This is a genomic window from Bacillus cereus group sp. MYBKT14-1, assembly GCF_051915185.1.
Taxonomy (GTDB): Bacteria; Bacillota; Bacilli; order Bacillales; family Bacillaceae_G; genus Bacillus_A; species Bacillus_A cereus.
Map to the genome: position 1 here is coordinate 102,861 of NZ_JBQAEF010000005.1, position 13,053 is coordinate 115,913.

Here is a 13,053-nt window from a genome sequence, read left to right on the forward strand (position 1 = left end):
ATCCCTATATAAAAGTAGTCGTAAATAATGTGTTTAGAGAAGTTATTGATTAGAAAAATTATCAATCGCTTGAATAGAAAGTTCCAATGATTTTATTCTTCTTTCTAAAAGTGTTCTTTGAGGACTCCCAAGCTTTGACTTATCGTAAATCTTTTCAATTGATTGAAGCAAACCAATCAGAACATTACGAGCTTCTGCTAAATCTGCTTGAGTATAATGATGAGTTTCTTGATTCCAAACACTTTCTAACATAGCTAAGCCGATACTAGCTGCTTTGAGTCTTTTTTTCACTAAAGTAGTATTTGAGCCCTTTTGAGTCATCTGTGATAAGGCATTTTCAAGTTTACGGATTGTTGACTGTAAAGATTTTATTGATTCCAATTTATCTATTTTTGATACGTTTTCCATGTTAATGTTGTCCCTTCTGCATTGTTGACTTATTTTGTTTAAAGCTTGATTTCACTCGAAATATTTTAACATAAATAACTAACTGTATTCGAATTGGACAATATCTTAAAGGAAAACAGCTATTCCTCTCTCCTCCCCTACATCATTCTATAATATGTACTTCTTTCTTCTCGTTAGAATTCCTATATAAACTAGTTGTTAAAATTGAATGTTTTATGAACAAAAAAACGTACAAGTAATGTAACCTGTACGTTTTCGCTTTTATTCAGTAAGGTAATAAAGTAATAGCTTCCTGGTCTTCTCATAACTTATGAAATCTCTATACAAAATGGGATAATTCACAATTTCTGTTTCTAGAAAACGATATTGCGAAGACCACTCAAAAAACGATTTTCTTAACCACTTTATTTGTTGAAACGTAATGTTCTGTTCGTTTCCATTTAGTACAGAATTTAAAGTAGCTGCTGTATGCATCCAATAATGATTAAAATCAGCGTTTATACAATCATCTTCGGTAAATTTACTTTTTAGGTCTCGTTGCAATTTTGCTGTAGCACGATAAGGAAACGGTTTCTGAAGTGGACTATGCATTTTCTGCAATTCCTTAAAAATAATTTGTTTTCCTAACTTCAACTTTCGCCTCCTTTATTTCTCTATCCAATTTAATAAGTTTTCATAATGATATTGAGCATCGATATACCCAAGATTATATAGATTAACAAGCTTTTCCTTATTTCTTTCTATTCCGCTTATAGGAAGCTGTACACTTGGCTGAATTACATAAAAATTATCTTTTTGTTCTTCTTGATTCATATAAGATATCGTCTCATTATAAAAACGATAATGGTTTACTAAATTCTCTGCGATTTTCGGATATTTTCTATATAAAATTTTAGCCAGGCCTGAAAATTTATTCCGCTGCTTCTCATATCCTTCTGGCTTTGTCATAATTACAACGTTCTTTTCATAACCATCAGTTTGAGCTTTTAAAACTGGTATAGGATCTATAATTCCTCCATCTAGTAATTTTCGATTATCATATTCTACAGCAGGTGCTATAAACGGCACAGAGCTGGATGCACGGATGATTTTTAAAATATCATTTCCGTGTTCTGCTTTATTATAATAAATGGCTTGTCCTGATTTGCAATCAGTTGTCCCTATAACAAACTGTTCATTACAGTTTAAGAAAGTTTGAAAATCAAATGGTACAATTTTATTAGGTACTTCATCAAATAAAAAATCCATTCCGAATAATTCACGTTTTCGAATTAAGTTTCGATAAGATATATACCTGTAATCTGATACTAGCTCTGTATTTACTTTCTTATTTCTACCTTTTTGACGTGACAAATAGGTTGCTCCCATACAGGCTCCAGCTGATACGCCGACTACATACGGAAAGAATAAGTTCTTTTTCATGAAATATTCGAGTACACCTGCAGTATATAAACCTTTCATTCCTCCGCCCTCTAATACTAAACCAATATTCTTCATGCTATATCCCTCTGCTTCTTTTTTCTTAATTTCATATTAGCATAAGATTTTAAGATGAGGTTTTATAAACTAATTACAACAATAACCAGAAACTACTAAAGTAATGTCATAATATCTTTGTGAGTAACATGTTACAATATAAGTAATTCATTCCACATATATTAAAGGAGGAATTTAATATGGGTTTATTTAGCGGTATTTTAGGAAATGCATCAAATACGAGTTCTGAAAGTGTAGAACGTGATTTAGAGAAGATTATGCTAGACGATGAAAAAGTAGAGCATGCTTATAAATTAATTCGTGATCTAATCGTATTTACAAATCGTCGTCTTATTTTAGTAGATAAACAAGGAGTAACTGGCAAAAAAACAGAATACCATTCTATTCCTTATAAAAGTATTACACAATATAGCATCGAAACAGCTGGGCATTTTGATTTAGATGCAGAACTTAAAATTTGGGTGTCTAGTATGGAGGATCCAATTACGAAAGAATTTAAAGGTGACGATAGTATTTTAAGCATTCAAAAAGCGTTAGTAACCTTTACGACCAAGTAGTGACTTCTGTATTTTTATTCATTTTTAAAATTACTAACCCGAGTATTTTGGAAGAACATACATTGTTTTTGTATATTTAATCTAAAATAACATAAAAAGGTAAAGCGTATTTTATATGCTTTACCTTTCTTTTTTTGTAATAAATAAGTGTAGTTTTATCATTTAATTTCTTTATTACTTCTGTTCTTTTATACCCCATTTTCTCGTATAGAAAACAATTTCTTTCTTCTTCTAAAATCGTAGCAAGTTCAAAGCTTCGTGCTTCTGGAAACATCTCTTCAATTAAAATAAGTACCTTCTGAGCAATTCCTTTCCCTTGATAGACTGGATGAATAAACATTGGACTGATCCAAAATTTATAAGGTAGTTCTTTTTGGGATATACATATCGCTCCAACAAGTTTCGAATCTATTATCATCTTATAAAAATTACTGCTGGGATTATTTATTCTAAATATAGTTTTTTCGATAGTTTCATTTGCTGGATTTGTTTCATAGTCTTTATATTTATGTAATAAAGGGCTAAATGAGTCTATTTGCATTTGAAATAAATCTGTTGCATCACTTTCTGTCGCCTTCTCTAATGTAATCTCCATGTTACCAATTTAGTCGCTTTCTTAATGAAGTTATATGAGCTGTATGATGCCGTCCGTGCCATGCGTATAGTCCTATTGCAGCAGCAAGTTTTGTTTCACCAGTTTCAGGATGGTTAAATGTCTTTTCTAAATCTTCAATTTCTAGAGAATATAAAAGGTTAACCCATCTTTTATGTAATGAATCTAGCATTACTAGTGAAACATCTACCGGTAATTTTGAATCGGGTAACTCTGCCCACTTCTCTTCTTTATACGGCTTAATAGTTGGATTCTTTTCTGTCAGTGCTAATTTAAAGCGTATGTAGCTATTCATATGGCTATCAACAACGTGATGAACAACTTGACGGACAGTCCACCCTCCAACGCGATATGGTGTATCTAACTGCTTCTGATCTAAATCTTTAATTGCCTTTGTTAGTTCATTAGGTAAATCTTCAATTTCTTGAATCCATGTATCAATCATTTCTTCAGTTATAGGACGTTTGTATGTAAATTGGCCAATTGGATAACGTAAATCATTCATAAATAAGTCCTCCTTATTATAAGCGCGAAGTATTTCTCCAAATATAGTGTACAAACTTCACATGTTCTCCATGTAATTCTACAGATGTTATATCTGATTCGTTTTGGTAAGAAGAAAATCCGCTTTTTTCTAGTACAATTTGTGATGCGAGATTATTAGTCGTTGTTTTAGCATGAACTTCAGTAATTTCATTATTTTTCGCTACATCTAAAATTAATTTTACGGCTGCTGTTGCAACTCCTTTTTTAGTAAATTTTTCTCCGACCCGATACCCTAGAGAACTAATTCGAGTTTCCGTGTCTATATCTACTAAATTAATTCGCCCTACAATTTCTTTTTCTTCATTACGAATTAAATAAAAATAAGAATCTCCATCTGCTTGTTCTATTAATAGATCGTCTAGTAGTTTTTGGAAATATTCAAATTCAAAATATTTTGAGCCACGATTTGGTACCATTGTTTCAAAAAAAGATTTATTCGTAAGTTCAAACGTAAATAAATCCTTAGCATCTTGTTTCTTTAGTTGCTCTATGTATATTTCCATCCCGTATTCTCCTTCTAGATTTACTAACTGTTATACATTCTTTTTTAATCAATTATATTCCTGCTATTACTTTCGATTAAGTAATACAGATAGTAGCACTTTCGGATGAAAAAGATGAAATGGACTACGAATTAAATTCATAACTCGTACTAACCGAATATAAACATCAGAATTACTTGCGGATAGTCGATATATTTGTTTCGTATACCATAGCTGAAATTTTTGTTTTATAGTTAATTCTCTCTTTAGTTGCGGATGACGTGATATTTCCGTTGTTGTCATATCCCATGGGGTTTCTATTATATTAGCTGCCTTTTTATAAAATTGTTGTGTAAATGTTTTATCAAGTTGTTTTCTACCTTGCAGAAGTAATTGCAACTGGTGAGCCTCCATAGCAGCAACTGATACGCCTTGGCCGAAAACGGGATCAAAACGACATTGCGCATCTCCAACAACTAATAAGCCTTCTGGTACATTATTCACTAAATCAAATCGCCGGCGTACTTGATAAGGAATTTTGTATGTCTTTATATCAGTAATTCCCTCAGCCTTGTTTAGGAAATCTGTAACATTAGAAATTGATAGGTTTTCAGCAAAATCATAAAACTCATCATCTGTTTGTGGTGCTTTCTCGTTTGCGTATCCACTGAAAGTAACAAAATAACGATTATCTTCTATCGTTTGAATAAGAACGCCATAAGGGTTATCAGGGAAACTCGGAGACATTAGCACATTGCAACAGTCTAATTTCTCATTTTCTTTAAGTTTGAACATTTTCGTTGCGTAAAATAAATCAATACGAACTTTCTCTTCTTGTACTTCAATTTCGTATTCTCGTAGCCACTCTATACTTTTTGAGCCAAATCCACTCGCATCAACTACAAGATCCGCATGAACTTCTTCTTGTGTGTTTGTCTCTAGATATTTAACTTTTACTCCACACACTTTGTTAAGCTTTTCATCTACCAATAACCCTTTAACCAATGTTTCATATTTAATAGTAATATTTGAAATTTGATGTATTCGTTTTTGAATATGCCATTCTAGTAAAGGACGACTTTGTTGAATCATATGTACTTCCCCTATGAATGGCTGTTTCCATAACCCAAATTGATGCCATTTTAAATCACGAGTAAAGTTATTTACGATACTACCTGCTTCTATTAATTCATTCGTAATATTAGGAAACAATTTTTCAATTGCGTTTTCTCCACCTTTTAATAACACGTGAGGATGATTACTTTGTGGAACTCTTTTTCTCGAAGACTTTCCATCCCACCTTTCACCAGCTTCTATAATGATTACTTCTTTAAAAGAAGTTGATAATGCTTTTGCTGCAAACTTTCCTGCTATACTTCCACCAATAACGATAGCCTTATTAAACATATTTTCCCCCTTAATAAAAAGAGATCCTGCTTTGTATGAATGAAACAGGATCTTAAACTAATTAACTTCTTTATCATTATACTTAAAATACATCAGTAAATTGCAACATTAAAATTAAAATACCTAATCCCCATACGTAATACGCGAATACTTTTAAAGAGTGACGTTTTAAATATTGAATCATCCATGAAACGGCTATGTATCCAAAAAATGCTGCTGATAACGTTCCGACAATTAAAGATGTACTAGAAATAGATTCTGCTTTCCCTTGAAAAACGTCTACAAATTGCAAAATGATAGCTCCAACAATGGCTGGTGTCGATAGTAAAAAAGAAAAGTAAGCAGCAGTTTCACGGTCTAATTTTCTCCATAATGCAGCGACCATTGTCATTCCAGAACGGGAAATGGCTGGAAAAATAGCAGCAGCTTGAAATGAACCGATAATTAATGCGTCTTTATATGTTATGTCATCCATTTTTTTCCGACCATTCTTTTGTTTATCTGCCGTGTAGAGAAAGAATCCGGTCACTAAAAACTCCCAACCGATCGTGATTCCTGTTTTTGAAATATCTTCAAAGAAATCTTTAAACAATAAACCAATTACAACTGCGGGTATTGTCCCAACGATAAGTAATAACATGAGCTTTGAAAATGGGTTTTTAATTAAATATATAAATTCTTTTTTGTAATAAATAAAAACCGCAAGTAAAGTCCCAATATGCAGCATCGTATCTAAAAATAAGCCAGCCTCATCTAATCGGAACAAATGCCTTCCTAAATAAAGATGTCCGGTACTACTGATTGGTAAAAATTCTGTTAAACCTTGAATTATACCTAGTATGAAAGCTTCTAACCAATTCATGATGGTCTCCTTTCTCTTTTGCTTGTACCAATATATGAGGGTTAAATTTTCGATATGAAAAAAACTATGTTTCTCTATGAATTTACTTTTCATTTATGGATATATATGTAAAGAGGGTTAAGGAGGGTTATTATGTGGAAGCACACAAAATTCGGTAATGTATTACTTTGGGTGGGCCCTATCCTTGTATTTTTAGGACTATGTATGACAAATGTTATTTCAGATATTCCTTTCTTTGAGGGAAAACATAAAACGGTTGGTATTGTACTTATATTTATAGGTGTAATCTGTTTTGTTGCTGCTAATCATTTGAAAAAAGGAGAAAGATATGAAGAATAAATCTAAATAAAAAAACAATCCTGGCATATTAGCTAGGATTGCTTTTTATTAATGTTGATTATTTGTAGAATACTTTATCAACGTTATATTTTGCTTTGTATTCATTAATGATATATGTTTCGTAAATTTCTCTTTCTGTTGGATCTTCTACGATACATGCATCAATGCGGTATACTTCATCACGGTGATTTTTAATTGGTGAAACATTATCTTCAAAATGCTTCTTAATACGTTGTCTAATTTTACGAGCTTTACCTACGAAAAGAAGTTCGTCATTAATATTGTAAAACATAAAAATGCCGCCTTTATCTCTAGGGAACAAGTGGAAATCGATAAATCCATTAATTGGAGTAATGATTGGCTCGTCTCCTTTAATAACTTGTTTACGTTCAGTAATTGAAACATCAGCTTCAGGAATATTAATTTTAATCAAGTTCATTCACGTCCTCTTTTATTATAAAGATAAATAATAGCATACATAAGTAAGAAAAGCTATGTTCAGAGGCATATTTCATTTTATAATTCAAATATTATAGGTGTATCATGTAAACTTTTCTTCCAAATCATATGATCACTGGATTCTCCCCAGTAATCTTTCAATACATAGCTAGGTTTCCCAAACTTTTTCATCCATATACTTTGCGCATTTTTATATCCACTATCTAAACAATATTCTGTTATCCCTCTGCTAAGTAATGTAAGAAACATTGTATGTAGTAATAAACTCCCTATTCCCTTTCTCTGATACTCCGGAAGTATGAATACAGTTCCTATTTCATACAAATTTTTAAGTACACCACCTGTACAACTATTAATCAATGTACTTGCTGGACCGATTCCGATTGTTCCAATGATTTTATCGTTACTTGTATCAATTGCTAATAAAAAGTAACGACTTTCTCCGTTACTATCAAAATCACTTTTTAAATACTGCTTTTTTGAGTTAATTTCATTTTCTATGTCATCCAATAATTGTGACAATCCTTCATTTTTGTATGTATTCGTAATAACGATACGGAAAAATAAATATAGTTCATCTACATCATTCAAATTCGGTCTTCTAACTGTAACGTTAGTCATGAATTCAATCTCCAATCCTCACTATGCCATTGTCAATATAACACTTTATATAATCTATTCATCATTATTCTGCAAAAACCTGCATAAATCCAACAGTATAGAAAGCTCATTATAAATATTGATAAAATAATTTTTATATTCATAGTTGTATGAACAGCAGGACCAAGTACCGGAAAGCGGAAAACATCGAGAACGATCATAATACCTATAAGTAGACAAGTTGCTGAAAAAGAAACAATCCAAATTCTCCTCTTTAATTTTAAAAAGGATACTCCTAAGGCTAGACCTAATAAGCCTGTAGTAAAAGGAAAGACAATTAGTTCACTGGGCTCAATAATAAATAATAGAAAAATAGTAAGAATATAAGAAAGTATTCCCTCACGAATAGAATAGAAAATAGCAAAAAAAATCGGTAATGTCGAAAATGGACTTATGAGCAAACCTATACCAGGAACTAAGTTTCCTGCTGCTTGAAACATGGTGGCTAATGTACTCATCAAAGCTGTAAGTACTAACTTATTCGCAAGGGACAATTTTCTTTTATGAACAAAGCTCGTATCATGTTCTATCATCAGTTGATACCAATAACGTACAAACCAATTCATCAATATCTCCCCCTAAAGATGCCTCATTCATTACTTTCTATATTATTCATACACTAGTGGTTTATGAGCTACTTTCTACTTGTTATGAATTACTATATAATAAAAGACTTTTAGGGGGATAAATTGTGCGTTTTGAAACAAAATAAATTCCTTGGATTATTAAACTACGAGTGTATATCGTATCAAGGAATAATTTCAAAAATGGTACCTTTATTAAAATCAGTTACTTTCATAGAACTGTAAACTCCTAAATATAATTTAGTTTGATCCGAATTTGTTCCTAAACTCATATAATAAGCTGGTTGCGTACCAAAATCATAATTGGTTTCAATAGCATGAAAGTCAGCATGTTTACCGTCTGTACCTGCTCTAGTATAAGCTAAAACACCCCTAACTGGCGGTCGAGAATCTTCTTTCTTAGCAAGGTCAGTAAAAACAACGCTACCTGTTAAATTTGGAATTGCATTTCCCATATATGGCTGAACTCCTGTAAGTGAAGTTCCTCCAAACTTATCTGTTCTAGAATCTTTATGAAAATAACTAAGTAGAGGCAGAATACGCTTCACTGAAGTTTGTATTGTTTCATCATAATAAACCATTGTTCTCTCATCCAAAGTCTGATTTTCGGAACAATGTCGTATAAAAGAAGTAGGTAAATCCCCTTCCCATCCTCGCCACCCAAAATTGATAAACCCATCTTGATTGGGAGTTAACCTCATAAAATGCATTTGAACAAGTTCTGTAACCGGTATAGGTTTATATTGAATAAATGAAAAAATAGACTCTACAATATCTTGTCCGACATTTCCGGCGTATTTGATATATTGATTATAAAACCTTTGAAATGAAATGCCGGTTATATTACGTACTCCTTTTGCAATTACTGTAAGTGTTTCTTGTATAGATAAAGGGAGTTCATTAAAGCGTGTAACTACAGGAGAGTTATTTATAAATGTATTTTTACTTACATCGATTTCAATTATTTTACCTGCTATTTCTAAATCATCTTGGCTTAAATTAAATGGATCATAACCTGATCCGCCATCTCCATTTGTAAAAATAAGTTTTCCAGTCTCAGGTGAAAAGTTTAAACTATTGACTCCGTTATGATTAAAAAATGGTCTTCTTACATTCAGTAATGTTCGTCGCTTTTGAGCTTGACCATTAGGTTGTAAAGTCCATTCTTCCACAGTATCAATGTGATCATATTGCGTATTTCTATTAACCCACTTTAAATTTAACGTTTTAGGGTCACAAGGATTAGGTTTAAATTGTTCAGAAAGTGCACCTGGCCCTTGAGTTCCGGCTACTGAATAATGTAGATAAAATAACCTATTTTGATAAAATTGTGGATGGAACGCAAGTCCTAGCAATCCGCGTTCATCATAACCACTACTAGAAACACCTTCTTCAAATGTACCTAATTTAATAATTAGGTGACGAATATCTAAAAATATCTTTATAACTCCATTCCCTATGTAAAAAATCTCTCCTAATTGGGTTGCGATAAATAGTCTTTCGGTCGATTCGCCTGGAAGTATTGTTGTTTTCAATACGGTTGGTAAATTTATATTATGAACAATGGGTCGTAAACTAACTTTAACTTTTGTCAATTAACTGTACACCCCTTTTTCTTCTTTTTATAGAAGAATATGATTAGAGTAGTTCTGTTAGTATCAAATAAGTCGTATTCCTTTTTATTACAATTTTGTATATGATATAATTATAAATAATATGGGGGGACGAACTATGATAATCGTACTACAAATCATCTTACCACTAATTTTCGCAGTCTATTTATTTACCCTCTATCATAACGGGACGTATGGATCAGCTTCATTCATTTTAGCAGTCATGATAGGAATTTTCGGTTTAGAGAATATCTTTCAATATGCTAGTCTAACAAATCATGCTATTTATCCATATTGGGGCAGTCTGAAGGCTGTTGTTATCGTTTTATCAGTCGTATTTCTATTTAAAAAAGGTGGTTTAACAGGAAAATATTGATTTTTAATGCGTTACATATTTTCTTGTTAAATTGCTTTTATTTTATAAAAGAAGAAATATTTATGTGAAAACAAGAAGGGATGTGTTACATATGTCTATAAATATTATTTCAATAGTCTCTATTATAATATGGATTGTGTTAATTACAGAACTTATAAAACCTTCAAAAGAACAGAATGGACGAAAAATAGTAACTTTAGTAACTGCTGGTTCCGCATCAACACTTATTTTGACGGTTTCATTTATTCAAAATATCCCGTTTTGGAATTGATAGTGATATAACTAACAAAAATATGTATAAATAAAAAGATTAGGATTGAATCCTAATCTTTTTATATTTTTGAGGAGTACCACATGCCCAGCAAGCTAAGATTTTAAGACACCCCCTTAACGAGAACTTTACCTTTTCACAATTATTTATGAGAATTCGGCTCGTTTTTCCGTTTTGGGGAAGAATCCATTTCTTAAGTTGATGACGATGTGGATAGTATCCCAGATATCACAAAATGATGTGAAAAATGACAAAACTGTAAGATAACGAACTATTTTGTAAGGAAAATCACTCGTTTCATTCGCCAATTTTTTCTATAGTAAGGATAAGAATAAAACAAATAAGATGATATGAAAATGAGTGTTAATAAAGTAAAAGGTTTAACGAAATTTTATCAATCAAAAGGTGCGGTTGCGACAAATCTGATTTTTCTTTACAGACTGTTCTTAATGAATTCATGAAATGAGATTGTACTTATATTGTAAGGAGTGGGACTATTGAAAACAGTACTATCGGTGCAACACCTAACGAAAGAAATCAAGGGCAAGTTGATTGTACAAGACATATCGTTCGATATGATAGCGGGAGAAATTATTGGACTACTTGGTGCGAACGGAGCGGGCAAGACAACCACGATGAAGATGATAGTTGGTCTAAGCACAATAAGTGCCGGGGACGTGCAAATTGCAGGTTACAGTATTAAAAGTCAGTTTTCTAAAGCAATCCTCAATGTAGGGGCTGTGATTGAAGCACCTGCATTCTATCCTTATTTGAGTGGGTATGAAAATTTACGACAATATCAGCGTTTGCACAAAAATGCAAGTAAGGACTGGTTGCTGGAGGTAGCCAGTCTAACCGGCATAGAACATGCGCTTGATCAGCGAGTAGGCACGTACTCCATGGGAATGAAACAACGCTTAGGAATTGCACAAGCACTACTGCGAAAGCCAAAGTTGCTTGTGTTAGATGAGCCGATGAATGCACTTGATCCTGCTGGTGTCCGTGAAACCCGGAACTATTTAAATAGAATTGCGATAGATTTGGGCGTAGCAATTGTGATTTCCAGTCATCAACTGTCTGAGATTGAGCAGATGGCACGTCGAGTGGTTATTATGCAGAATGGCTGCTTAGTGACAGAGCAAAGGATTGATGATGGCTTAAATGATGGGAAATTCTGTATCACTCTTCACATTGATAATGTTGAGCTTACAAGCGAAGTTTTGGTTAACTTGTTTGGGGATGATCATCATGCATTGGATTATGTGCAGACAGAGAAATTATCTAACGGTGTGCATACTATAACAGTAGCTATTGATGAAGGGCAGGTTCCAATGTTGATTCGAGCATTGTGTGCTGCCGGGGTGGAAGTTCATCGGGTGTTGTCGACACATACGAGTTTAGAGGATAAGTTTTTAAAATGGACAACTGCGCGTGGTGAGGTGAGTTAAGTTGTTATGGAATGAATGTTTGAAGATAGTGAATAAAAGAGTCTTTATTCTTTCACACATTGGTTTTATTGTGATGACGGTACTGTTATCTTGGGCATACACCAGTAATCTCAAGGCTGATGATACGGTGGCTCAAATAGTAAATGCTTTGCTTGGCCTATCGGGAATGCTTGTTATTCTACCTTGGGCGATTGTTTTGTCACCTCTTATTTGGGCGGATGAGTATCAATATGGAACTTTGAAACAACTGTTCCTGCATACGTCCTCGCGCTCACGGTTGTATGTTGCAAAAATCGCTGCGATGATTTTGCTCATCATTACCGCTGTTGTTAATATATTCATTGTTTCTTTGTTAGTAAATCTTTTGATGGCTCCCAAAAACATACAATGGGGCGATATGACGGATGTTATATACTCTATCGGAGCAATCGTATTGCAATGTTGCCTATATGCAAGTTTAGCATCCTTGATTGGCGTGTGGACGAGATCGGCTGCTATCGCAGTAGGCAGTAGCTTAGTGCTATACTTTTTACAAATGATATTTGGAGGTAGTCTCTTATCTACATCATGGACACACATTCTATTCATTCATCATGATGATTTAAGTGTCTATTGGAGCACGTCACAATATAAATCGGAATTAGTTGGCTTACTTATGTCGTTAGCAATAGATATCACCTATATTTTGTTTTTCTTTGCAATTGGATTATGGATGTTCGTCAAAGAGAGAGGAGCAGACTAAGCATAACACGGAGCTAAAAATGAGCAAAATAGAATACAGTTATGTCGCTTATACCAATACTCGGGATATGGAAGATAAAATAATGAATGTGAAACTGAAAGTAGCCAATAATGATAAGTGATAATTGATTACGCTAGTCTAGTTAACCAGCAGCAATCTAGTACTTTCTGATTACTTCATGAAGTTATA

At 32.9% G+C, this 13,053-nt stretch carries 18 protein-coding genes; 6 read left to right on the forward strand and 12 right to left on the reverse strand.

Going from position 1 to position 13,053, the window contains the following annotated elements; all coding sequences use genetic code 11:
- Positions 1-42: 42 nt before the first annotated feature.
- The 3 genes from ACTFO4_RS14800 to ACTFO4_RS14810 form a co-directional block, all read right to left on the reverse strand.
- Positions 43-408 (reverse strand): hypothetical protein, encoded by a 366-nt coding sequence (locus ACTFO4_RS14800; RefSeq protein ID WP_440013833.1) that lies wholly within the window; start codon positions 406-408, stop codon positions 43-45.
- A 261-nt stretch (positions 409-669) separates the two neighbouring features.
- Entirely contained in the window at positions 670-1,041 is a 372-nt protein-coding gene (locus ACTFO4_RS14805) for a YxiJ-like family protein (protein ID WP_440013834.1), read from the reverse strand.
- A gap of 12 nt (positions 1,042-1,053) precedes the next feature.
- Entirely contained in the window at positions 1,054-1,905 is an 852-nt protein-coding gene (locus ACTFO4_RS14810; protein ID WP_440013836.1) for a patatin-like phospholipase family protein, read from the reverse strand.
- 179 nt (positions 1,906-2,084) lie between these two features.
- On the opposite strand from ACTFO4_RS14810, the gene ACTFO4_RS14815 reads away from it, so the two are divergent.
- Entirely contained in the window at positions 2,085-2,462 is a 378-nt protein-coding gene (locus tag ACTFO4_RS14815) for a PH domain-containing protein (protein ID WP_000522472.1), read from the forward strand.
- 76 nt (positions 2,463-2,538) lie between these two features.
- Here the strand turns inward: ACTFO4_RS14815 and ACTFO4_RS14820 are convergent, their stop codons facing one another.
- From ACTFO4_RS14820 to ACTFO4_RS14840, 5 genes are all read right to left on the reverse strand, one after another.
- On the reverse strand, positions 2,539-3,057 hold the full coding sequence (locus ACTFO4_RS14820) for a GNAT family N-acetyltransferase (RefSeq protein WP_440013838.1): 519 nt from the start codon (positions 3,055-3,057) through the stop codon (positions 2,539-2,541).
- A 1-nt stretch (position 3,058) separates the two neighbouring features.
- Entirely contained in the window at positions 3,059-3,580 is a 522-nt protein-coding gene (locus tag ACTFO4_RS14825; protein ID WP_000999069.1) for a YfiT family bacillithiol transferase, read from the reverse strand.
- Between the two features lie 16 nt (positions 3,581-3,596).
- Entirely contained in the window at positions 3,597-4,124 is a 528-nt protein-coding gene (locus ACTFO4_RS14830; RefSeq protein ID WP_000409241.1) for a GNAT family N-acetyltransferase, read from the reverse strand.
- A 66-nt stretch (positions 4,125-4,190) separates the two neighbouring features.
- Complete coding sequence (locus ACTFO4_RS14835; protein ID WP_440013840.1) at positions 4,191-5,510, reverse strand: FAD-dependent oxidoreductase; 1,320 nt, start codon at positions 5,508-5,510, stop codon at positions 4,191-4,193.
- 82 nt (positions 5,511-5,592) lie between these two features.
- Positions 5,593-6,372 (reverse strand): undecaprenyl-diphosphate phosphatase, encoded by a 780-nt coding sequence (locus tag ACTFO4_RS14840; RefSeq protein ID WP_059303763.1) that lies wholly within the window; start codon positions 6,370-6,372, stop codon positions 5,593-5,595.
- Between the two features lie 132 nt (positions 6,373-6,504).
- On the opposite strand from ACTFO4_RS14840, the gene ACTFO4_RS14845 reads away from it, so the two are divergent.
- Positions 6,505-6,711: a hypothetical protein gene (locus tag ACTFO4_RS14845; RefSeq protein ID WP_000265477.1), complete on the forward strand. Its 207-nt coding sequence runs from the start codon at positions 6,505-6,507 to the stop codon at positions 6,709-6,711.
- A 58-nt stretch (positions 6,712-6,769) separates the two neighbouring features.
- Here the strand turns inward: ACTFO4_RS14845 and ACTFO4_RS14850 are convergent, their stop codons facing one another.
- The 4 genes from ACTFO4_RS14850 to ACTFO4_RS14865 form a co-directional block, all read right to left on the reverse strand.
- Entirely contained in the window at positions 6,770-7,150 is a 381-nt protein-coding gene (locus ACTFO4_RS14850; RefSeq protein ID WP_001048941.1) for a nucleotide excision repair endonuclease, read from the reverse strand.
- Between the two features lie 77 nt (positions 7,151-7,227).
- The gene (locus tag ACTFO4_RS14855) at positions 7,228-7,791 is read right to left on the reverse strand and encodes a GNAT family N-acetyltransferase (protein WP_061457307.1); all 564 of its coding nucleotides are present in this window, start codon (positions 7,789-7,791) and stop codon (positions 7,228-7,230) included.
- Positions 7,792-7,823: 32 nt separating this feature from the next.
- Entirely contained in the window at positions 7,824-8,396 is a 573-nt protein-coding gene (locus tag ACTFO4_RS14860) for a hypothetical protein (protein WP_001104002.1), read from the reverse strand.
- Between the two features lie 182 nt (positions 8,397-8,578).
- Positions 8,579-10,009, reverse strand: a complete 1,431-nt coding sequence (locus ACTFO4_RS14865) for a PQQ-dependent sugar dehydrogenase (RefSeq protein ID WP_440013843.1) — start codon at positions 10,007-10,009, stop codon at positions 8,579-8,581.
- A 136-nt stretch (positions 10,010-10,145) separates the two neighbouring features.
- Here ACTFO4_RS14865 and ACTFO4_RS14870 point away from each other — a divergent pair, with 136 nt between their 5' ends.
- From ACTFO4_RS14870 to ACTFO4_RS14885, 4 genes are all read left to right on the forward strand, one after another.
- A complete protein-coding gene (locus ACTFO4_RS14870) occupies positions 10,146-10,403 on the forward strand; it encodes a hypothetical protein (RefSeq protein WP_098679824.1) in 258 nt (85 codons plus the stop codon).
- Positions 10,404-10,494: 91 nt separating this feature from the next.
- Positions 10,495-10,674, forward strand: a complete 180-nt coding sequence (locus ACTFO4_RS14875; protein ID WP_000026325.1) for a hypothetical protein — start codon at positions 10,495-10,497, stop codon at positions 10,672-10,674.
- 497 nt (positions 10,675-11,171) lie between these two features.
- Entirely contained in the window at positions 11,172-12,122 is a 951-nt protein-coding gene (locus ACTFO4_RS14880) for an ABC transporter ATP-binding protein (RefSeq protein WP_440013844.1), read from the forward strand.
- A gap of 1 nt (position 12,123) precedes the next feature.
- Positions 12,124-12,864 (forward strand): ABC transporter permease, encoded by a 741-nt coding sequence (locus ACTFO4_RS14885; protein WP_440013845.1) that lies wholly within the window; start codon positions 12,124-12,126, stop codon positions 12,862-12,864.
- The last annotated feature ends 189 nt before the right edge of the window (positions 12,865-13,053 follow it).